Source organism: Candidatus Nitrosocosmicus sp. FF01 (assembly GCF_047711275.1).
Lineage (GTDB): Archaea > Thermoproteota > Nitrososphaeria > Nitrososphaerales > Nitrososphaeraceae > Nitrosocosmicus.
Genome location: NZ_JBLNIG010000001.1, coordinates 670,540 through 691,615 on the forward strand (window position 1 = coordinate 670,540; position 21,076 = coordinate 691,615).

Annotated in this window: 24 protein-coding genes; 14 read left to right on the forward strand and 10 right to left on the reverse strand. The window is 34.9% G+C overall.

Annotated elements, in window-relative coordinates; translation table 11 throughout:
• Positions 1–51: 51 nt before the first annotated feature.
• On the forward strand, positions 52–912 hold the full coding sequence (locus ACMT7R_RS03670) for a metallophosphoesterase family protein (protein WP_415310073.1): 861 nt from the start codon (positions 52–54) through the stop codon (positions 910–912).
• A 49-nt stretch (positions 913–961) separates the two neighbouring features.
• On the opposite strand, the gene ACMT7R_RS03675 is transcribed toward ACMT7R_RS03670, so the two are convergent.
• A complete protein-coding gene (locus tag ACMT7R_RS03675) occupies positions 962–1,264 on the reverse strand; it encodes a cupin domain-containing protein (RefSeq protein ID WP_415310074.1) in 303 nt (100 codons plus the stop codon).
• A gap of 355 nt (positions 1,265–1,619) precedes the next feature.
• Here ACMT7R_RS03675 and ACMT7R_RS03680 point away from each other — a divergent pair, with 355 nt between their 5' ends.
• Positions 1,620–2,003: a phosphoribosyltransferase family protein gene (locus ACMT7R_RS03680; protein ID WP_415310075.1), complete on the forward strand. Its 384-nt coding sequence runs from the start codon at positions 1,620–1,622 to the stop codon at positions 2,001–2,003.
• 254 nt (positions 2,004–2,257) lie between these two features.
• Here ACMT7R_RS03680 and ACMT7R_RS03685 read toward each other — a convergent pair whose 3' ends face one another.
• The 3 genes from ACMT7R_RS03685 to ACMT7R_RS03695 all read right to left on the reverse strand — a co-directional run bounded on the left by ACMT7R_RS03685 (position 2,258) and on the right by ACMT7R_RS03695 (position 3,844).
• Positions 2,258–2,764: a hypothetical protein gene (locus tag ACMT7R_RS03685; protein ID WP_415310076.1), complete on the reverse strand. Its 507-nt coding sequence runs from the start codon at positions 2,762–2,764 to the stop codon at positions 2,258–2,260.
• 125 nt (positions 2,765–2,889) lie between these two features.
• Positions 2,890–3,579 carry a dienelactone hydrolase family protein gene (locus tag ACMT7R_RS03690; RefSeq protein ID WP_415310077.1) on the reverse strand — a complete coding sequence of 230 codons (690 nt, stop codon included), beginning with the start codon at positions 3,577–3,579 and terminating at the stop codon, positions 2,890–2,892.
• Positions 3,524–3,844, reverse strand: coding sequence for a hypothetical protein (locus ACMT7R_RS03695; protein WP_415310078.1), 321 nt, complete (start codon positions 3,842–3,844; stop codon positions 3,524–3,526). The genes ACMT7R_RS03690 and ACMT7R_RS03695 overlap by 56 nt, the downstream gene beginning before the upstream one ends.
• 401 nt (positions 3,845–4,245) lie before the next feature.
• Here ACMT7R_RS03695 and ACMT7R_RS03700 point away from each other — a divergent pair, with 401 nt between their 5' ends.
• From ACMT7R_RS03700 to ACMT7R_RS03735, 8 genes are all read left to right on the forward strand, one after another.
• Complete coding sequence (locus tag ACMT7R_RS03700; protein WP_415310079.1) at positions 4,246–5,691, forward strand: hypothetical protein; 1,446 nt, start codon at positions 4,246–4,248, stop codon at positions 5,689–5,691.
• Positions 5,681–6,079, forward strand: a complete 399-nt coding sequence (locus tag ACMT7R_RS03705; RefSeq protein ID WP_415310080.1) for a hypothetical protein — start codon at positions 5,681–5,683, stop codon at positions 6,077–6,079. The genes ACMT7R_RS03700 and ACMT7R_RS03705 overlap by 11 nt, the downstream gene beginning before the upstream one ends.
• A gap of 154 nt (positions 6,080–6,233) precedes the next feature.
• Positions 6,234–6,731 carry a hypothetical protein gene (locus ACMT7R_RS03710; protein ID WP_415310081.1) on the forward strand — a complete coding sequence of 166 codons (498 nt, stop codon included), beginning with the start codon at positions 6,234–6,236 and terminating at the stop codon, positions 6,729–6,731.
• Positions 6,732–6,959: 228 nt separating this feature from the next.
• Positions 6,960–8,324 (forward strand): hypothetical protein, encoded by a 1,365-nt coding sequence (locus ACMT7R_RS03715; RefSeq protein ID WP_415310082.1) that lies wholly within the window; start codon positions 6,960–6,962, stop codon positions 8,322–8,324.
• A 388-nt stretch (positions 8,325–8,712) separates the two neighbouring features.
• Positions 8,713–9,330, forward strand: coding sequence for a hypothetical protein (locus ACMT7R_RS03720; protein ID WP_415310083.1), 618 nt, complete (start codon positions 8,713–8,715; stop codon positions 9,328–9,330).
• Positions 9,331–9,354: 24 nt separating this feature from the next.
• Complete coding sequence (locus tag ACMT7R_RS03725) at positions 9,355–11,046, forward strand: hypothetical protein (protein ID WP_415310084.1); 1,692 nt, start codon at positions 9,355–9,357, stop codon at positions 11,044–11,046.
• Between the two features lie 228 nt (positions 11,047–11,274).
• Positions 11,275–11,478 carry a ferritin-like domain-containing protein gene (locus ACMT7R_RS03730; RefSeq protein WP_415310085.1) on the forward strand — a complete coding sequence of 68 codons (204 nt, stop codon included), beginning with the start codon at positions 11,275–11,277 and terminating at the stop codon, positions 11,476–11,478.
• Complete coding sequence (locus tag ACMT7R_RS03735; protein ID WP_415310086.1) at positions 11,438–11,797, forward strand: ferritin; 360 nt, start codon at positions 11,438–11,440, stop codon at positions 11,795–11,797. Before ACMT7R_RS03730 ends, ACMT7R_RS03735 begins: the two co-directional genes overlap by 41 nt.
• A gap of 160 nt (positions 11,798–11,957) precedes the next feature.
• On the opposite strand, the gene ACMT7R_RS03740 is transcribed toward ACMT7R_RS03735, so the two are convergent.
• From ACMT7R_RS03740 to ACMT7R_RS03750, 3 genes are all read right to left on the reverse strand, one after another.
• Positions 11,958–12,527, reverse strand: coding sequence for a hypothetical protein (locus ACMT7R_RS03740; protein ID WP_415310087.1), 570 nt, complete (start codon positions 12,525–12,527; stop codon positions 11,958–11,960).
• Positions 12,528–12,974: 447 nt separating this feature from the next.
• Complete coding sequence (locus tag ACMT7R_RS03745; protein ID WP_415310088.1) at positions 12,975–14,702, reverse strand: alpha-keto acid decarboxylase family protein; 1,728 nt, start codon at positions 14,700–14,702, stop codon at positions 12,975–12,977.
• Between the two features lie 444 nt (positions 14,703–15,146).
• On the reverse strand, positions 15,147–15,395 hold the full coding sequence (locus ACMT7R_RS03750) for a hypothetical protein (protein WP_415310089.1): 249 nt from the start codon (positions 15,393–15,395) through the stop codon (positions 15,147–15,149).
• 90 nt (positions 15,396–15,485) lie between these two features.
• Between ACMT7R_RS03750 and ACMT7R_RS03755 the strand changes: the two genes are divergently transcribed.
• From ACMT7R_RS03755 to ACMT7R_RS03765, 3 genes are read left to right on the forward strand one after another with little or no spacing between them, the layout of a single operon-like run.
• On the forward strand, positions 15,486–15,674 hold the full coding sequence (locus ACMT7R_RS03755) for a hypothetical protein (RefSeq protein WP_415310090.1): 189 nt from the start codon (positions 15,486–15,488) through the stop codon (positions 15,672–15,674).
• A complete protein-coding gene (locus ACMT7R_RS03760; protein ID WP_415310091.1) occupies positions 15,646–16,650 on the forward strand; it encodes a PQQ-dependent sugar dehydrogenase in 1,005 nt (334 codons plus the stop codon). Before ACMT7R_RS03755 ends, ACMT7R_RS03760 begins: the two co-directional genes overlap by 29 nt.
• Before the next feature lies 1 nt (position 16,651).
• Positions 16,652–16,858, forward strand: a complete 207-nt coding sequence (locus ACMT7R_RS03765) for a hypothetical protein (protein ID WP_415310092.1) — start codon at positions 16,652–16,654, stop codon at positions 16,856–16,858.
• A gap of 776 nt (positions 16,859–17,634) precedes the next feature.
• On the opposite strand, the gene ACMT7R_RS03770 is transcribed toward ACMT7R_RS03765, so the two are convergent.
• Genes ACMT7R_RS03770 through ACMT7R_RS03780 form a run of 3 tightly spaced genes read right to left on the reverse strand, consistent with a single transcriptional unit; the run spans position 17,635 to position 19,396 of the window.
• Entirely contained in the window at positions 17,635–18,012 is a 378-nt protein-coding gene (locus ACMT7R_RS03770) for a DUF6438 domain-containing protein (RefSeq protein WP_415310093.1), read from the reverse strand.
• 23 nt (positions 18,013–18,035) lie between these two features.
• On the reverse strand, positions 18,036–18,575 hold the full coding sequence (locus tag ACMT7R_RS03775) for a hypothetical protein (protein WP_415310094.1): 540 nt from the start codon (positions 18,573–18,575) through the stop codon (positions 18,036–18,038).
• 5 nt (positions 18,576–18,580) lie between these two features.
• Positions 18,581–19,396, reverse strand: coding sequence for a tyrosinase family protein (locus ACMT7R_RS03780; protein WP_415310095.1), 816 nt, complete (start codon positions 19,394–19,396; stop codon positions 18,581–18,583).
• Between the two features lie 450 nt (positions 19,397–19,846).
• On the opposite strand from ACMT7R_RS03780, the gene ACMT7R_RS03785 reads away from it, so the two are divergent.
• Positions 19,847–21,052 carry a hypothetical protein gene (locus ACMT7R_RS03785; protein WP_415310096.1) on the forward strand — a complete coding sequence of 402 codons (1,206 nt, stop codon included), beginning with the start codon at positions 19,847–19,849 and terminating at the stop codon, positions 21,050–21,052.
• The last annotated feature ends 24 nt before the right edge of the window (positions 21,053–21,076 follow it).

The window sequence follows — 21,076 nt, forward strand, 5'->3', positions numbered from 1 at the left end:
AGCCTTTTATTCAAAGTTTATTAGTGTATAGATGCGAGTTAGAAAATCAATTTGAGAATTATACAAATATCTGATTTACATATTGGTGGTCTGTTTAAGCAAGAGACTTTCGATACCTTGGTGAGGGAAGTTAACACAGACCTAAGACCCGACGTGCTAATAGTTTCAGGCGACCTGACAGATGATGGATTGTATTTTCAATTTGAACAAGCCAAACGTGAACTAAGTAAGTTCAAGTGTAAAAACATGATTGTATTTCCTGGCAACCACGATTATAGACATACTGGATATCTGCTTTTTAGAGAATTTTTTCCTATTGCTAGCCCGTCGGGAGCAAAGGTTTACAAATTCAACGATCCATCCAATCAGGACCAGAGAGTAATAGTTACCACAGTAGGAACAGCAAGAGCTGATCGGGATGAAGGGGAAGTAGGTTATAGACAGAATCTGTGGCTAAATAAAGTTTTAAAAAAGTATGGAACTTCACGTGATTCAAAGGGAAAAGAAACAGGCAATCCTAAAACAATACGAAAAATTGTAGCAATGCACCACCATCTTATAGCCATTCCTGATACCGGATACACAAATGTAGTCGGAATATCTGATGCTGGTGATGTTTTAAGGACCTGCCAGGCTAACAATGTTGATCTAGTTATCTGCGGTCACAAGCATCGACCATGGCTTTGGGATTTGGGGACAATGAAGATCGCATATGCAGGAACAGCCTGTTCCTGGAGATACCGTGGAGTATTTGAGGATACCTACAACATTATAGATATGGATGAAGGTAAATCACTAAAAATTGACATAAAAATTGTTGGTGGTGACAGGATGCCTCTATCTGAGATTGTAAACAGGTATGATCCTGAAGCACGGGTAACAAGAATTGCTGATATGATGTCGCCGCACTGACTCGTACTTCTGAGGTACGCGAAGGATCATTTTATCAATATGTTATGAATCATTGACCCGACACATTAAACACGTACAAAACTACAAGATCGCATTCATTTCCGTGAAAATGGTGCTTTGTATTGGAAGGAACAAAGATGCAAGATCCTTTTTTGATCTTATAATCCTTTTGAAGGATTTTAATAAATCCGTTTCCCTCTATCACAAAATAAATTTCATCTGCACTGTGTGGACCTTGGATATCTTTCTGACCTGGAGAAAGTTTTAAGATACCTGCTTCAAAACTATCATTGAGTAAAAAGTCTGAAAAATAGTTAGAGTCTTTTTTGTCAAGTTCCAACAGGACATCCATAGTATCAAAAATTTCTTCCATGTTTTTTTGTATTTTTTCTTGAATTAGTATTTTGTGATGGGTATATGCAATTCTGCTCGCTCTCTGAGCTTATACAAATTTAGGTCAACGGTTCTCTAGTCCTATGAATTTGATACACACTTGACTTTATAGTATCCCAAGCTGATGATATTCACGAAAATTATAGTGATCTTAATAAAATTTGATGTCAAAAAGCAATGTAATAGAGAGGGAGGAAGATATCTGTGATTGCCTTATTTAGAGACCGCGAACATGCAAGGATGGAACTGGCCAAAAAGCTTGAAGAAAAATTAAAAAGTGCTGATATCCCCCCTTTAATGTCGATGACTTGATCGTGGTCGCCATTCCAAGGGGTGGCATCATATTGGCAGAAATGATTGCCAAAAAATTGGGATGCCAATTAGATGTCTTGATATCTAGAAAAATCATGTCTGAGTTTAACAAGGAATTTGCTATCGGGGCAGTTATACCAGATGGCGAATATTTTGTCAATAATGGATTTGTGCAACTTTTTCAAGTCAGCAGCGATTACTTGAACAAGGAAATAGAATTTCATCGAAAGGAAATTAATCGCAGATTGTTATTGTTTAGAGGAAAGGTTTCTTATGAGCGGGAATTTGATGAAAAGGTGATATTACTTGTTGATGATGGTATGGCTACAGGTGCCACCATCATTGCTTCAGCAAAGTGGATCAAAAATAATTTCAAATGTAAATAACTTATCGTAGCAGTCCCTGTTGCACCAGCCAATGATAAAACCATAACTATACTAAAAGAAATAGTAGACAAACTTTTGATACTTTATCCAAAAATAGAATTCTCTGCAGTTGGACAGTTTTACCAAAGTTTTGATCAGGTAAGTGACGGGGAAGTAAAAAAAATCATGTTAAAATATGGTAACAACTGAGATTTGTTCTTGTTAATGTTTATAATATACATGGGTTACACGAAATAGTACTAGTATTCAGATTATTAGCAATTTTCTATTCTAGATGGTGGCGGATAAGCAAAAGTCTGGTTGTTACAATTCTTACTATCAAATGTTGCGAGTTTAGCGTCTATTAGCTGTTCATTAATACTTTTTTTAGACTTTATGTCAGAAATGTTGCTTGCTTGACAATAAACTATACCATCTATCTGTGTCAGATTGGTGGATTGAGTGAGTTCATCCGAATTTATAGAACTAGTTACTGGTGACACGACCACAGGAGAACGAATCGGACAGACTACTGATATAAAGTGGATTCCGTCTTCGCGGAGAATTTGATCAGAGATTTTTGTATCAATTAACGCAAGGGAAACCACTAAATTGTCATTTATTCCAATAGTATAGTTATCGTTTACAGCAGTAGTGTTTCCAAAAATTAATCTTGATTCAAATTCTGAATTTGACTGCGCCCAGCTCTCTAAAGTAAATCCCGAAAGAAATGGAAACGTACTGGCAACAAACATTACAAAGAAAGATATGAGAACAAGCATTCAAAATATCTCCTTGTAATGTGTAATATATTATTTCAGAAAGAAATCTCTATGGATATCAGTTGTAGAATGTAACATTGATTTATCTTGTAGGATCACAGAAAAAATTGTGGTGACGGATTGATTTATCCATTCTTTACGTGAGAATTCAAAAATTCAACAGTTTTTTGCCATGCGTCTTTTAGCTCAGCAGGTGCGAAACTTTCTCCCGTTGGGTTAGCGAAAGCATGTCCTACTCCTTCATAAACATAGATTTCGTTTGTAATGTTGTTAGCATTTAATGCTTCTTCAAATTTATTGACTTCTGAAACAGGAATAGATTGGTCTTCGCTGCCGAATATTCCTAAAACAGGTCCCTTTAACTTTGAAAGTTGTTGTTGATCAGTTACCAAATTACCATAGTATAACACAGTTGCAGCCATAGGATTAGCCTGATCAGCATTTAATGCGAGTTGGAGAGCTTGACCTCCTCCAAAGCACCAACCAACTGAGACTATCTTTGAAGAGTCAACAATATCCAAGGACTTTAGGTAATCTACTGCTGCCATCATGTTGGAATTCGATTCATTTTGATTGTCTCTAGCGGCTGTTACCATACTCATAGCCTCATCTGGAGAGGCAGCTACTTTGCCATTGTATAGGTCTACTGCCAATACTGCGTATCCTTCTTTGGCAAGTTCATCAGCCATATTTCTGATTTGGTCATTTAAGCCCCACCATTCATGGATCATGACTACACCTGGTAGTTTTGAAGTTGACTCATTGTCCTCCTCCTCCTCCTCCTCCTTGCGTCGATATATTTTCTGGATATACAAGATATCCGCTAGTATCTTTATAGTAATTCGGATTTTCTTTATGCAATGGAACTGAACTATTTGATAGGGTTAATGTTCCGTTGGATGACACAAGATCGTCAGAACTTGCAAAATCATCTGAAATGGTAATGGTTTGATTACTGCTGCTATTGTTATTGGTTTGTGCACTTGCAAAGTTAATGCCTGGCACAAAAATTATCGCCGATATCAACAAACAAAGGATTGAAAATCCAGAGTAGCTCGTAATATTTAGTTGTTTTTTCATATTCTCTAATGATCCTCAAAATATTTAATATTGATTATTTTAAAAATGGATTATTTAGTCAATAGAAATATAGTTCTTTTCTTCATCTGAGGTTAAACTAATTCTGATTGAAATATCTTGGAAAATAGAGTTTTTTGGCCTTGATCAAAAGGTACTATCTAAGTCATTAAGATTAGTAGGATTTCTTTTGTTCTAAAGTAGCCGAAGCTTCGAATACTCGCTATACTTCATATTTGAACAGATAAATTCTTTAATATCCTTAGTTTAACTGGAATTCATCTTGAACCTAAACATTGTTTTCTACCTAGTTTCTAGTACCCTCATAAATAATAGCACGTCAGATGTTTCAGAAAATACAAAGGTAGAAGATTTAGAATTTCGGCGATCCTTGGTATAAAGAGATGAACATCTACAATCAGTCTAAAAAAGTGGATTTTGATATTCCTCTGTTGTTAGCTGGACCAATACTCCGTAGGGTCGAAAAATCCAAAGTATGTGTTTGGATAGCAACAAGTAAAAAAGTCCAAGCCAGATTAAGAATATTTAGACTATGTGGACTTGTGAATGGAGGCCAAGTGAATTCAAGTGAAATTATCCCACCAGATAGTGTGGATATAATTCCAGAATCCTCGCCGAATTTACAATTAGTAGGTGAAGGCAACAATTCTCCATTGCAGCTCGGAGATAAATTATTCATAAATTTGATAATTGCAAAACCTTTGCATCGAACACACGATAAAGAGGTTTTAATTAAAGACTCTGAATCTCTAGGCTTTCCTACAAATGAGTTGCTTGCTTATGACTTGGAACTGATATCTGACTCTGAAACAGGAATTAGAGAAACTATTTCTCTAAAGGATTTAGGGTTGTTATCTGGAGAAAATAGTATTATATATTCTCGAGGTGACGGTGCGTCCCCTTCCGCTGAGCACTATGACAACTATAAAAATGGATACAATTACCCTGCTTTGCCAATCTTTTTTATTGCTGATAGAGAGGATGTTTCTTATCTTAATTTGTTATATGGATCTTGTCGCAAGTTGCATGGGGATGATGAAGATAGTCTCATTATCGGAGACAAACTCATGGGAGATTTCTTTTATGATCTAAACAAAAGACCTAGTGCGCTTTTTCTGATAGGCGATCAAATTTATGCAGACAATGTAGCTGCACCACTGATAACCTTCATAAAAACACTTTCATCCAACCTTTTGGGCTGGGAAGAATCTTTGGACGGAATAGAAAAAAAACTGGGCCAACTAGGTACTGGTGAGCGCAAGGAAATAGTTCAAAAATACGCTAATTTTTCTACTGACGTAGGAGATAATCATTTACTAGGCTTTGGTGAATTTGCTGCAATGTATCTGCTTGCTTGGAACAAAGAGAATTGGCCAGAACAATTTGAGCAGCAAGCAATGAAAAATTCATTGGATTCATCTGAACTTAAAAAATATATCAATGAATTAAAAGAGTTAGAACAGAGTCGTCGAAGTCTTGCCGGTGTTCGGAGGCTCTTGGCTAATATCCCAACATATATGATCTGTGATGACCATGAAATTACCGATGATTGGAACATAAATAAGAAATGGTGCGATGAAGTTGATAAAAGTAGTTGTGGCAACCAAATAATTTCCAACGGCTTATTAGCATACTGGGCTTTTCAGGCATGGGGAAACGATCCTGATTCATTTGATGACTATTTTATTGAGAAGATAAAACATTATCTAAACTTAAAAAAGCAATTAGGATTTTCAAGGGACGGACTGCCAGATACATCTCTAATAAAACAATCTGGGTCGTCCTTTGATCCAAAAAATGATCGCTCTGGATTCAAGCATGATTCGTGATTTGGAAAAGAATATTCTTATGTCCAAAAATTGGACCTTTGTTGCACCTATTAATCTATTATCCGTATTTCTTGATTGTCGTACTCAAAGAACATTTGTTGACGAAGAAGGACCGCCTCATCTCTTAAGTGAGGATGCACTCGAATACTTAAAATCAAATTTAGAAAAGTCCGGATACAAAAATCGCGATCCACTGATAATCATATCCCCAACACCCGTATTCGGATTTGAACTTGCCGAGAGTGTCCAACGGTTCCTGACATCCATTTCTGGTTCATATAAATGGGATTTGGAAACATGGAGAGCCAATGAAATAGGGTTCGCAAAATTTCTAATATATTTAGCTAGTAATTTTGATCCTGCTCTATTGTATTTTTTTGTCAGGTGATGTTCATTATGCATTTACTATGAAGGCCCAGTTTTGATCATCTCAAACCTGCCCCGTCAAATGGGATCATTTACAGATAGAAATACGTAGAACAAAAGAAAAATCCGTGATGCCTATTGCTCAATTGACGAGCAGTCCTTTTAGGAGTAACAGCTTGACAAATAGGGTTGTGGCTATTTTGATTCTCAACTTGGTACATAAAGTTATCGTTTCAAAGGAATTTATATTTAGAAAAGCGATGAAAAAAAAGAGTTCAAACAATCATAATTTCAATTACGATTATTTTAAGAGACTTCCCGACATAAGTGGTCATCAGAGTATTTTCAATTATGACGTTTGCCGTAAACATACAATTCACTTTTCAAAAATTGGAGATGATAAATCAATATTAGAAAAAATTAAGTTAATTTTATCTAATCTCGTAAAATTTTTAAAGAGAGATAAAAGTGGACCAAACCTCTCGAACTCGACATGGACTGAGCATCGATTACTCATCAAACCAAAGGGACAATGTTCTTTACCTGTTCTAGCAAGAAATAACATCGGCCATGTTAGTTTCGATTTTGATTCTAAAATATTGGTGCATAAATTATATTATCTGGAAAATGACGATTTAAGACATAGTGAAGCACTAATCAATTTTGAAATATGAAAATCATTTTGGCGACCTCTTATATTGATTTGAAAAAGAATGCTTTTTGCCAATCTTAAAATTTAAAAGTATATTGTTCTAGAAATAATTCTTTCTTAATTTTTAATTTACAACATGAAATAAATATTCCTGATATATGGATAGAAAAGATTTCAGCGAATACCTCATTACCAAATTTTGTTTGAAAAAGATAATTACAAGTATCTCCATAATCATAGCAGGGTAGATTTGGGAGTCATTTTCAAAAATGATATATTTCATAAAAAAATTTTTTTGTATATTGCTCTTATATCCTTGTATATTGCACTGATAGCCGACACTTCTATCCATGTGCTTTCTGATATAATATTCGAATTTTCTGTCTCTGCGTATGGCATATGGTTATTTATTGCAATTGGAATAATTTTTGTGATTGCCCCGTTCATAATATTGAATCATCCTTATTTCCCGAAGGAAATTGGTATCCTGATGGCTAAAAGATATTCACCTCATTTTCAAATTCAGTTTGAACATATTGTACTAAGTGTCGTTATGGTCGTAATAATTTTTCAAATTCTCATGTTTTTTAACTACCATAAGGTAGAACTTATGATAGCATCTGCCATTAGTTATGGAACCGCAACTATTTTGATGATAATTCTTGCTGTAAGATTATTTAGATGGTTTTTGATGAGCAAAAATATAGTAACTTTCTTCTTTGGTGTTGCTAGCGTATTGATAGCTACCAATGCATTTGTTTCTTTGGTATACTTTGAATATGTAATTGCAATCGAAAGAGAGATTGATATTATTACTCCTAGTATTATAGTACTTTTTGAAACTCATTTCGCTGATGGGTCATTTATGTACTATATTTCTTTAATTCAGCTATATTCTATGGCTGGATATTTCGTAGTGACATGGGGAGCGACATTACTATTACTAATCCATCACGCTAAGAGGGTAGGATATCTTCGGTTTGGGTTGATGGTTGTATTGCCGATATTCGTATTCATATACTTTTATGCTATCTTATTTGATTCTGCTATCCCTAATAATCCTGTCACTCAAGCTACTCCACTTGAAGCATGGTCATTTTGGCTTTCATATGATTATGCAGCTGCCCTTATAGGGATTATAATTGGGATAGGTTTTTATTCTGTTGCCCGGTCTGTGAGAGAAAATAAAAATGCACGTAATTCTTTAATAATCGCTGGATATGGTTTCATATTTTACTTTATTTCTGCCTTCGCTACCGTAATACAAACTGGTTATCCTCCGTTTGGCCTCGCTAACGTTTCTTTTGTAGGTATAGCATCGTTTATGATATTTACCGGTCTATATAATTCAGCAGTATCTGTATCTCGTGATGTGGAGCTACGGAGTATCATTCGAAAATCATTACTTCACCAATCGAGATTCCTGTCTAGCATGGGTTTGGCTCAGAATCGTCATGAATTGGAGAAAAATATACTGGAACTTTCCAAATTGAAATCCGAAGAAATTTCAAAATCTAACAATATTTATCCGTCTATTTCGGAAAATGAAATCAAAGACTATGTTAATGAGGTTCTGGAAGAAGTCATTAAATCAAAGAAAAAAGTTGAGAAATAGACATAACTTTTGACCAGGTAAATCGAATAAGTGCAAATTATCAGGATTATTCAAGAACCTTAAAAATAGAAAAGATTTGAGTATAATGTAAATGGCGATCAAACGACTGTCTTGAAATGCTTTTCCATGGAAACGAGCAATTTTTGTTATTACATATGGCAATAAATATGGAGATTCAGTAATTCTCTTTTAAGAATTTACACATGTTATCTAGTTATTATTTGTTGTATCATACCTAGGTATTACCAGAAGCAGCACAAGAGAAATTGGACACTAAAAAGGAATTCACAGTGATGGAATATATTGTCATAAATGTGACATAGTATCCATTTGTCATTAAAACCTTGAAACCTTATATATTTGTGTATTATTAACAAATTTTATGAGAATGAAATATTCTTTTATCGTCCTAATCCTAGCATTAGGATTGGTCGGTTTCTACGGTACAAATATCTTACCATATAGTGGAGCACAGATGTCAAGTAACATGACAAACTGTGTTAGTGACACAATTAACCAGAGCAATTATTTGACGAATCATTGTTCGAATACACTTATTAAAACTAATGATACTATCACTAATTTAGATTGTACTACGAGCACAGGATGGTATGTAGTCTGCTCATGGTTACAACAAGATAGTTTATCAAATAAATCAGCCACCCAGTTGAGCACTGCAGCAAGCATAGATGGAGGCCAATCATTTAGTGAAGCCTTACAAGATCTTACTAATTCTACTTCAGTTATACGTAACTTAGAAATCGATTCAAGCCATGAATATACATACTTAAAATATGAACAAGAGGTTGCTCCAAATATATTCGAGGTATTCCTTGCAGAAAGTTCTGATGCGGGACAGACATTCGATCCTGCTGTTCAAATAAGCAACAGTAGTGCCAACATTAATTCATCGACTTTATTGGTTGATGAACTCACAGGCAAATATCTCGTGTATTATGTAATCCCGGGAGATGATGCAGTCAAGGTTTATTGTGGAAAGTGCTAAACCAACCCTTTTTTTTGATTCAAGATGAAGAAAGCATTATTTGCTTTGTTAGTTTTTTCAATTAGTGGAATCTTTGGATTTCTTTTCGAATCTAATTACCTTGATGGTTTTAGCGGCGATCAGAATGATAATCGTTCGAACCACACGATTCTGTCAAATCAATCTACCTCAAATTTGAAGCCATATTCGCTTGTATTGGGCACGGCTAGTTCCACTATGGATAATGTATCTTCGTATGCTGAAGAGAGTGTGGAGAAAGAAATGTTCTTTGAATTGGAAGAGAAAATTGGCGAAGGGGCAATTGAAGATTCATCAAATTCTAACGTTACTACAAAGTTATACTCGTCTGGAAACATGCCTGAAATGGACACTAGTAGTACTAATTTGACCATATCACCAAACAATTTGAATCCAATACATATTGAACCAACTGTGGAATTAGGAATAAACAACAACCTTTCTATACTTAATAAAATAGGACTAAATACGGTAATACCCTCAGATCAGCTTTATTATCGAAATGAACCCTCTGTTGCAAAGAGCGACGATATAACGTTACTAGTGGGGACATGTTATATGGTTAGAGCAATTAATGAAATTCAAAACTGGGAATATGTAAACTTGAGAGAAAAATGTAACTCTATAGGAGGAGACATGGATCTTCTCTACGATGATCGTAATGTTAATTTTATATGGAGTATGATGAATCTGCCTATTGAAACTGATAATGGTCGCTATACTAATAATATATCGATAGGTGTTTCAAAGGATACTAGCAATTGGGAAATGTATGATCTCTCTGCAGAAATGTTAAATGCTGATTGGACTGAAAATCTATTTGATTATCCTCAGATATCCTTTAGTGATAAGTTCTTGTATATTAGTGTAAACAGGTTTAGTAACTTTACTGCAGAAGGCGCCACATTTGAGGGGCCATTGGTTGTTCGCGTTGATAGGGACTTGTTGAGTTCTGGATCTTCTACTATTCCTATGTCTTACCTATCCTCGGATTCTAAGAACAGAGTATTTACCTTTGTTAATGGAGCTCAAAGTACTATGTATTGGGGTACTCATTATACTGATCCAACGATCGATATAATAAGGATTTATCAATGGAAAGACAACTCAAACGTTATTAATTGGAGTGACAATGTAGTAAATAATTGGAATAATTCGGACCAATTCCAATGTTCATTAGATATTCGATTTGATTGGTGCAGATCATCAGATAGCCGTATTACTACCGGATGGATTAACCAAGATACCGTTGGCTTTCTCTGGAACGTGCCAATAGGAAATGGCTTTAAGACGGTTCATATCGAAGGTGCAGTATTTGATGTTAGTGACTTAAGTTATCTGGGTCCAATATACTTGACGAATCCTAACCTACACATATCTTACGGTAATGTTTATCCTAAGAATAATACTCTTGCAATAGTAACTGCATACAGCTATGTTGAAAACAACGAGACTTCTTATCCTAATAATCTTGTTGGCATTGGATATATATCTCAAGGGGGTCAAGTAACCTGGAATATGATGTCAGCTGTGAATGGTACAAATTTTCCATACACCAATGAGTGGGGTGATTTTTACAGAGTCATACCTCAGCCCGAAGACAATAACCTCTGGTCGGGCACAGCATTGGTACTGGAAGGTGGGGTAGACAGCCATCACATTGTACCGTACTACATTGAATTTGGGGCGTTGCCATGACTGAATAAAGTTTATAAAATTTTTACGCCTCAATCTGAGTCATGTGTGGTAAATCGTATACGCTCTCCATAATTATGTTTGGATCCCAAATTATTTGCGTCAAATTGATTGTTAATTCGCTCTAGCTCATACCAATATAATAATTTCTTATGAAACTGGATGAATTAGTATCAATTTGTGTTTATTTGATAGTAAAAAATATAGCCATTACGACTGCTAGTAGGTTTAATGCAAATTTCGCCAGAAATGATAAAAGCAATTAATGAACAAATCTCTCATGAAGCGTTTTCCTCAAATGCTTATACCGCGATTGGATCGTGGTGTGAAAGAACAGGGTATGACGGAAGTGCAAAATTCTTCTTTGAACAAGCAGCTGAGGAAAACGGACCACATGCTAAAATTCATCCACTATTTGAACAACGCAGGATATGAGGCAGTAATCCCTGGAATTGAAAAGCCACCAGGAAGTTTCAACTCGTTAGAATCTGCCTTTCAATTTGGCTTAGAAAGCGAACGTAAGGTTACAAAAGAGATTTATGAACTAGTAGATATAGCTGCTAAAGAAAAAGATTATTCAACGTATTCATTTTTACAGTGGTTTGTAACCGAACAGACAGAGGAAGAGACACTGTTTCAAACTATTCTTCAAAAATTTGAATTGCTGGGAAGAGACGACAAACTAGCAATATACCAGATAGACCAGACTTTATCTGCAATAAGGTCACAGGTTGCAGGTACACAGACACAATAAAGGTAACTATCACACACTATTTTTCTTTTTTTACTAGGTACTAATTATGATAAACAACGTCATTGTCAAAGTTAATGTTTTTGGGGCATATCCTTCTTGTTTGCCGATTACTTTCCAAAAATCAACTATCAAATTTTGGTAATGCTTTTTGAATTAATCATCAAACTGTTTTGGGGAATGAAAATGCTTTTATCTCCATCATCTTTCCTGCCATAAAGCCCAATAATGCTCCATAGATTAAGTGAAATATCAATGAACCAAATATTATTATTCCAAAGAGATCATCAAAGTTAGAGGCAATTGAGTATACGTATTGATTTGGAGTGGTCCCAGTACTAAATGAATTTAACATGGGTTGGATAGCCACTACGGCAACTGGAACAAACAAAACGGCCCATAGTACAGCCCCTAAAATCATTCCAGTTTTTAAGCCATGTTTGGGGTTATATGGTGATATGCGTTTCCAAAATAAAGATACTTGTCCGAATATATTGCCTGCGATTGTACCTGTCAATATATGCAATGCGAATCCAACAAGTGGTGCGGTAATAGGGTCATAGTAACCCAACGATACCCCAATTGCTCCAAAAAAGGAACCAGGCGGAGTTTGGGAAATAAAATCTATAATAACCAGTAATCCGGAGATTCCCCAAGCGGCAATAAATCCAGCCAAGGTACAATAAACAATAAACATTTTAGGTATCTGATTTTGAGGATTTGAAAAAGTCATATTATATAAATTCTAATGTTTTATATAAATTGATAGAAATGTCGATAGATTAGGGTTATTGATTTTGATAATTATGATTTTTTCACAAGATTTGATATTAAATAAACCAAAATGTAGAATATAAAGACAATAGAAAATTATCATTGAGATGACTGGATTACCTTCTCTTCAATTTCTGGGGTGACCCAATAAACCACTGAGATCCTATGAAAAAATTTTTTTGTTGTTACTAAACAAGATTTTTTTCTTTTCTTTCCTTCCTGGGATAGATAATCAATAGTTGGTAATCTTCAATTTGGAGGTTAAAAAATATTGATGAATAGTCTATTGAGGAGATTTTATCATACAAAATCTATTTGTCGTGCTTAAGTTTTTTCCATTGGCAATATAGTAGAAACAGTCTACCAAAAACTATTAAAAATTATACCGTATGATTTCTTATTCATTTCAAAGGGCTTTTTTTCTTAAACTTTCCGTAAGCCTCTGCAAAGCAGGAGATTTATCGTATGGGTCTAAATGTATGTCTAATATGCTAAAGCTTTTGGTATTTTTTTCAGCCTCCAGCAATGCATCAGCTAGCTCTGCCTCCGTTTCTACACTATACCCCTTACCGTCTCCTCCAAGCATTTGCGGTATTATATTGTATTTCCACATTGGGATATCATTAAACACTCCGTCCAGAATAGAGCGCTCGGTGCCATATCCCTTATTGTTTAATACAAGAACTATGGGATTTAGATTGTATCTAAATGCAGTTGAAATTTCCATGCCCGTCATTTGAAATGCTCCGTCACCAACTAATACAACCGGTCGTAATTTAGGATTGGCCAGCTGAGCGCCGATACTTGCTGGCATGGCAAATCCCATGGAAGCGTAAAAGGCAGAAGATAGGAATTCGGTCCTTTTATGAATCGTCAAGTCCGTGCTCCCAAAAAGTGCATCACCTGTATCTGCTACAACTATCATGTCATCATTTAGGAACGCATTTAAGCATTCAAATAATCTACTAATCGTAATTTTTTTATCTTTTTCAGGCAAAAACTCTAGATCGTACAGGTGTTTAAAATACACGGGTACCTGTTTCCTTGGTATGATGTCTTTTGATGCAGATATTTTGTTAATAAAATCCATAAAATCTATACCATCGTAAGAGTGGTACCTGACGGTTATTTTTTCGCTTGTAATTGATATCGTCCTACCTTGATCTAGTTTGGATGCAAGTCCCCCTATATCTAAATCCGTTACAAATGCACCTAACAGGATCAGACAATCGCTTGACTCTACGTATTCTCTGACAGAGTCATGTCCCATGGCCCCCTCATACAATCCCAGGTATAACCTATGAAATTCGCTTATGACTGACTTGCTAGAAAGAGTGCACGCCACAGGTATTTGGAACTTTTCTGCAAAGGAAAGTAATTTATCCTGTATTAGGTATCTGTGTAACTCTACCCCAGCTAATATGACGGGGTTATTGGATGAATTTATCATGGCTGCTACTTCCTTTAAGGCTTCCGTCATTTCTGGAGTAAAGTTGTCTTTATATATTCCCTTTGAAGAAAATGAGGTATTATCTCTTTTACTATCTGCTACAGAATGTTCCCCCTCCCCTCTTCCTTCCTCACCACTTCTTCTTCCATCACCAGATTGTACTGATGAATATGTCAAGTCTCTTGGAATTTCGATGTAAACTGGACGTTTATGCTTTAACGCTGAATTTAGTACCCTGTCTATCTCTTGTGGAGCTGTTTCTACATTGTAGAGTACTGTAGAAGAGACCGTTACGTGTTCAAATATTCTTTGCTGGGTATCAAAATCTTTTACCACATGATGAATTAGCGGCCCTTTTTTTCTCTCTTTTATGCCTGGTGACCCGCTTATTACAACAATTGGGGACTTTTCAGCATAACCACCTGCAATGGGGTTGACAACTTTGAGCCCTCCGACGCAATAAGTTATACATACTACTCCTAGGCCGTTCATCCGAGCATATGCATCAGCTGCAAATCCGGCACCTTGTTCATCACACATGTTGATGATTTTGATCTTGCTCTTAGCAAGCTGAGAGTAGAATCCAATTATAAAGTCACCTGGAACCCCAAAGACATGCCTTATACCAAGGTCGTAAAGCTTTTCTATTAGATATTCTCCTACGCTAAGAGTGTTATTGCTCATAAGGTTCTTTGAACAGGATCCATAATTAATTTTCCTTGGGATATTAACAAATTATAACATTTTATTTTTCTCTGATTTTGTTGTGAATTACGAGATTCTACGTAGCAACACAAAAAAATAAAGGAGAATATCTAGGTATTTTGATTTTAATTAAATGGTAACCATTATCCTACTCATACTTTAAGGTGAGATGAGGCAAAACCTGTGGAAGTGAGAATTATCTTGCGGTCCAATTGACCTTTATTTGATTGATAAAAAAATCACGTACAAGTTTTTTTATCCACCATATATCCCCCCTTGTACTCATTTGCGCAAAAGATAATCCAGTTATTCATATTCTTTCTTTATTACCATAAGCAATAATATGCGATTACAAATAATAAATAAGTCTAAAAAATGATAATAACATGACCTTGTGAATATCATTTCTGCTAGGGTTGACCCTTACAAGCGTAGGTTCGGTTTATATGCTCCATATGAGAGCGAGGCAGTAATTACCTTTGATCCGATATGTTCCAAGTCAGTTATTTGGGTATCTCGTTTATAGGATGCCTCATGGATGCTTGTATTTTTAAACACTAGGTAACAAAGAAGTGAAAACAAGAAATGCTGAGTAAATAGCATAAAGTTATTCCCTACATCTATCATAAATGATGTAGAAAAAAATGGAATTGAATCAGGCTTGTTATCCAATAAAAATAGATAATCGACATTATTATGAGGTATTATTGTTATTGTGAATTGTCTCTGAATTCATAATTGTTTGTTATTGTTGTACAATTCATGGGAGCATCCTCTACTAACAATAAGATGTTATTGTTGTTCTTGTCATTTATTTGTCTGAACGTTCTGTTTATATTTCCGTTATACTTTTCTGTGCCACTGGCAATTGGTGCTTATTCCAAAGCTTCTCCTCACTCAGATGGTCCTGTACTTGCAGATAATGGTCTTGCAGTCGAAATGGTCGATTGATGAACTAGATTTTCCTACGAGCATGGCCTTTATTGGAGACAATGATGTATTGGTAGCAGAAAAGAATACCGGCAAAGTCATAAGAATTGTGAATGGAGAGATTATAGATGAGCCTGTAATTGACGTAGCAGTAGCCACCCAAATAGAGCGTGGTCTTTTAGGTATTGATGTTTCTAAAGACCCTTATTCTGGAAAAATCTATGCTTTCCTTTATTACACTGAATCCGGAAATGGCGAAGATGCAAGCGACATTGAAAATGGTGTAGATCCTTTAGGCAATAGACTATATCGGTATGAATTAGTTGAAGATAAAATGATAAATCCGTTACTTTTGCTTGATTTGCCCGCTGATCCAATTAAAGAAGGTCGAACTGATCACAATGGAGGAAAGGTAGTTGTCGGACCTGACAACAATGTATACTTGATTGTTGGAGAAGTGGGAGGCCATAGAACCCAGGCCCAAAATATCGCGGATGGGCCCGACCCTAATGGTTTAGGTGGGATTCTGAGAATCACACAAGATGGAAAAATTGTGGAATCCGATACCCCTATCTTTGGTGAAAGTTCGCCGTTGAATCTCTATTATGCTATGGGTATTCGTAACAGCTTTGGGATGGATTTTGATCCTGTAACTGGTAATTTATGGGATACAGAGAACGGTGCCTCTTATGGAGATGAAATCAATCTTGTTACCGCCGGATTCAATAGTGGATGGTCACAAATTCAAGGATATGGGGAAGATTATGACGGTAATGATAAGAATGGTAATTCCTTAAATGCAGAGAAATTATACCCAAAAAATTTGGTATACTTCGGAAATAGTCATTATTCTGATCCGGAATTTGTATGGGTAAATACCATAGGAATAACCGATATTACTTTCTTGGATTCAGATAAACTGGGTAGTGAGTATGTAAATGATATGTTTGTTGGCGATATAAATAATGGATATCTATACCGATTTGTTTTAGAATGATTTGAGAAATGCCATACTTGTAGATGACAGGTTTAATGAAAATATGCAAGCATTATTAGATAAAGAAGTAGATGAGCCCGGTGAAAGTCAACCCCTGGTGTTTGGACAAGGGTTTGGTGGTATAACTGACATCGAGGTGGGATTGGATGGCTATCTATATGTTCTAAGTTACAGTGGGTCTATGTACAGGATATTGCCATCAACCTAGACCCTTTTACTATTAACCAAACTTCCATCGATCATCTTTAGGAATAATCATGCGTTTAATAAAATGTATATCCATTTAACTTCCGATAGTATATTTCTAGTCAATATTAGGAATAGATATTGAACCCCGAAGTTACATCATCAAGTATGCGGTATCATAATGTAGGGGTAGACTCGTCAGTGTTAGGTTATTATCATAATATGTATTTACGAATGGAAATAACAAAATAACAATAGATGACAAATCATTAATGATGATCATAATGATAAACATTTTACTCATGATAAAAATATTAGATGACTTCAAATCGTATACGAATTTTTTAACCCTTTTTAGATTAGGATATTTTTAATTTCAAATAAGTATAAAGGCAGTACTGACCACAAATCTTTAAAGTATGTCGGAACCAAGAAATAGTTGCGTTAAACCGTATATGACATGAAACATAGACATTAAATATTAGATTTATACAAGATTAATCGTTTATAATTTATCACTATCGTATCCATCTTTTTTGATTTATTGTTTGTTGAGATATATTCGATGAAAATTGGCAATATCAATGGGACCAATATTATGATTTTGTTATTTATCTTTTCATTGAACAACTTGCTTAGTCGTGTGTGTTTAGCTCAAATTATTCAAACACTCTTGAAATTTAAATAATCTAAGCGACTTAAATCCAATTAAATATTAATTTTAGCTATTGAATCTAGAAATTGATTCTTATTCATTCCGAAGAGAATCGTCATCGAATCGCAGTCAGTAGATGATATTTATTCTATTAGTTCTCTAGTTTTGGTAATCATTTGTATCTGGCTGATTAAATTATTCAAGCTATGAGGAGCTCTGCTATATTTTGAAAATTCTATCTGTTTGAATTTGTCATTTACCTGAATTGAAACAATTGTCATCGGTTCATTTTGGTTGTCAGATACGTATTTATCCTTTAATGAAAAAAAATAAATCATTTTGAATCTGTCTACCATTTCTAAAACATCTGCTTGAGATATCTGGATGACTCGATGACCTTGTGCTTTAACATTTCTTACTCCATTATATTGTACCTTCCCATCAGCGGTAATGATCATAGAATATGAGGGATCAATGTTGTTTTCAGATTTCTTCTCTATTTTTATCTTAACATTGTCCAAAATCTTGGATTAGTGTACATTGCCTACTTATTTAACTTTGAATAATTTTCATAACAGCTTATTCTAATTTGGTCTATGAACACAATTTCTTTAGCATCACTCATTCTACCGCTTCTTGCCGTAATAGGAACCACACTTAATACTATTTCCCTAGTAGTTCTTAAAATTCTCTTAATAGCATCGGTAGCAATCATAGATTTGTATGCAGGGGTCAGATCGTGTTCAGTTCTTGAATCAAAAGTTCTACGTTGCTTAATTTCACAGTGTCCCTCATCACCATAACAGCCTCCATGTCCAAAAATATAGAACGAACCTGCATACCCACTCTCTAAGCTAAGATCAGTGTTTTCATTTGCATTTGGATTATTCAGAAAAACTCTTCCCTCGTAGGAAGGACCAGATATGTCAATTCCAAAAAATTCAATATCAGCCCTATAGAATTCATTTTCTTCTTTTTCCCAATTTAACTTGATGGAGGGACTAGTAAAAATATTGCCTACCTTGCGATTACTTTGTTTGTCAACCTTCCTTGAGTTTTTTTTGTTACTTCTTTTTTTTGCCATTTTGGTCAACCTGTTATTACCTCTGCACTTGCTGTGGCGTAATCATATCCAAGGTTATATATATTCAGAACATCCTTTACAGTGTAATTGAAAGGCGGTAGTGGTAGATCAAGTATATTACTGGGCATGGTTGAATTTCCGTGTCGAAGTTGCCATATCCACCAAATCCTATCAATGTTGCAATGATGCGCATAAAAAATGGGGTCAAAGCCAGCCGTCAATACATCTGCCATTGAACCTCCGCACCAAACATGAATTCTATCATGAAAATCCTCTAATTTGTCACTAAATATGCCGTAGTCTTCTTCCTCATATAAAGAATCTACGACCGCGGGCTCAGGCAGTTCTTCAGGAGGACTAGGATCTCGGAAGGTATCTTCATCTAGTGAAATATTGGGCAATCCCTTTACCGAGGCCTTTGGTACAAAAATGTGGAATTTGTTTAAAGGGTTTTGCTTTTTATTCACAGAGACCACACTATAATCTTTTGGTAATCCTTCCTGATGTGATAGGGGCGAAGTAGGGTCCCACCAGGGTTGAGAAACTCTTGCGTCATGATCACGCAAGTGATCTTCCAAATATTTGAGATAAGCTCGATGCCATGGAAGAAAAAGTCTTGCTCTAAGAACACTTTTATCGTTTCTTTGGTGATGCCAGCAATAAAAGTCTGGTGCTCCATGAAATCCCGCAATGTGATTATAGCCTCTATTGTCCCTAATAGCCATAAATTTTTCCATTGCATTTCTAAAATCCAATAATTCATTGGGCAAGTAATTGCTGATATTCTTTCTTATGATAGCTACATTTCTGTTACTTGACAATAACTTCAGATTGATTATATTGTATAAAAGATTTTTTCGGTGATTATGAACCTAATATAAATAACACTTTATAACTATCTACGAATGATTAAAACGTGATTTAATTACAAAGTAATAATCATATTCAAATATAATCCAATAGTACAAGAAAAACTCGGAAAAACAAAGAATTTTTTTGATTGTTAGGTGGTATATGACGACCATATCATACATCATCATTTTCAAATTCAGATTTTTTCATCCTGCAATGAAGAACTGTTATCTGAATCTGATGCGTTCAACAAAAAAAGCTTTTCAACTAAAATATACGATCTATCTCTTTTTATCGATAACAGCATACAAGATCTGTATACGAAGATTAAGTACTTTACAAAGGAATGGAACTATTAGTTATAACACATATTTAAGATAAAGATAAAGATAAATATATTAACTAACATTTGAAAACAGTTGGTAAATAGCGATGATATTGGGAAATTCAGAGACGAATACATAAAAAAATCCATACTGACCAATAGAATATTTATGGTAATGCTTGGAATTTCTATTTTGTTACTATTATTTGTTTTTATACCGTATTACTTGTCATTAGAACATTTAAAGGATTTAAAAGAAGAAAAGATTCAGTTTCAGGCCGAGTTTGACCGCTTCAGTAATTTTAATAGTAGTTTATTTAATTATTTTCAAACTTATGGGCAAATTGCTGAGCCTTTGATAAATAACGATTTTAAAAATATTTCGAAAAGAATAAGTGAAATGATACTTACTGGAAAAAGCATATATCCAACATGTGATTCATTTTTAATTACTGGTGACTTCTTTAGATGCAATATTCATCGTATGACAGAGAATGAATATGATTATCTAATAAAGAACCAAAGTAATTCGATAATATCCGCAAGTTTTCAATCTATATCTGATGATTGGAAATTAGGTATTCAGACAAGAATTGTTACATTACAAAATCTTTTACAGTCTGATTACAAAGAAGTAGTAGAAAGATCCAATTCAATTTCCTCATTCTTAAAAATTCCAGAAGAGCTAAGTCAATTAACAAAGGATTACTTTGAAAAGGATTTGCCTAAGATAATTTTATCTATCTTTTTAGGAGGAACTAATACAATCCAAAGTGATTCAATCGAAAATACACAAGCATCATTACGGGAACTACTCTTATCCTTTAAATCCAATCTAACGAAGGTTGAAGGCGATATCTTAGTAACAGAAAATCTAATTTCTTCTATCACAAAAAGAATAGGGGATATAGGTACTCCGGTTGGGAGTATTGCTCTCGGTTTTGAGGAGATTCTAGTTTTCTCCCCCGTCGTACTTGCATTCTTTTATGTTGCTTTCTTATATCTATTATGCGATACTATAAGGCTAAAGAAGGAACATATCCCATCTGGCGATATAATCGATAAAATTAATCCCCTTATTCTTTACTCTACATCATCAAAAAAAGTAAAAGCGCTATTAACTTCATCACCACTATGGATTTATGTCATTTATAGCGTACTCATGCTGTCAATATGGGCAAAATTTGATCCCTTTTTTGTTTTTGATGCCTATTTTTGGGTTTTTGTCATCCTTTATATTATTTGTGGTTTCGTGTCAGTTATCAAATTGTATCATACTCTGAGAGTATTACGATCGTGATTATACTTGTTAAAGTAAAAATAG

Coding starts and splice junctions, on each gene's coding strand:
- ACMT7R_RS03675 (WP_415310074.1), bottom strand. CDS start 1,264: ATGGATGTCCTGTTGGAACTTGACAAAAAAGACTCTAACTATTTTTCA.
- ACMT7R_RS03685 (WP_415310076.1), bottom strand. CDS start 2,764: ATGCTTGTTCTCATATCTTTCTTTGTAATGTTTGTTGCCAGTACGTTT.
- ACMT7R_RS03695 (WP_415310078.1), bottom strand. CDS start 3,844: ATGAAAAAACAACTAAATATTACGAGCTACTCTGGATTTTCAATCCTT.
- ACMT7R_RS03700 (WP_415310079.1), top strand. CDS start 4,246: ATGAACATCTACAATCAGTCTAAAAAAGTGGATTTTGATATTCCTCTG.
- ACMT7R_RS03705 (WP_415310080.1), top strand. CDS start 5,681: ATGATTCGTGATTTGGAAAAGAATATTCTTATGTCCAAAAATTGGACC.
- ACMT7R_RS03720 (WP_415310083.1), top strand. CDS start 8,713: ATGAAATATTCTTTTATCGTCCTAATCCTAGCATTAGGATTGGTCGGT.
- ACMT7R_RS03725 (WP_415310084.1), top strand. CDS start 9,355: ATGAAGAAAGCATTATTTGCTTTGTTAGTTTTTTCAATTAGTGGAATC.
- ACMT7R_RS03730 (WP_415310085.1), top strand. CDS start 11,275: ATGCAAATTTCGCCAGAAATGATAAAAGCAATTAATGAACAAATCTCT.
- ACMT7R_RS03735 (WP_415310086.1), top strand. CDS start 11,438: ATGCTAAAATTCATCCACTATTTGAACAACGCAGGATATGAGGCAGTA.
- ACMT7R_RS03740 (WP_415310087.1), bottom strand. CDS start 12,527: ATGACTTTTTCAAATCCTCAAAATCAGATACCTAAAATGTTTATTGTT.
- ACMT7R_RS03745 (WP_415310088.1), bottom strand. CDS start 14,702: ATGAGCAATAACACTCTTAGCGTAGGAGAATATCTAATAGAAAAGCTT.
- ACMT7R_RS03755 (WP_415310090.1), top strand. CDS start 15,486: ATGGGAGCATCCTCTACTAACAATAAGATGTTATTGTTGTTCTTGTCA.
- ACMT7R_RS03760 (WP_415310091.1), top strand. CDS start 15,646: ATGGTCTTGCAGTCGAAATGGTCGATTGATGAACTAGATTTTCCTACG.
- ACMT7R_RS03775 (WP_415310094.1), bottom strand. CDS start 18,575: ATGGCAAAAAAAAGAAGTAACAAAAAAAACTCAAGGAAGGTTGACAAA.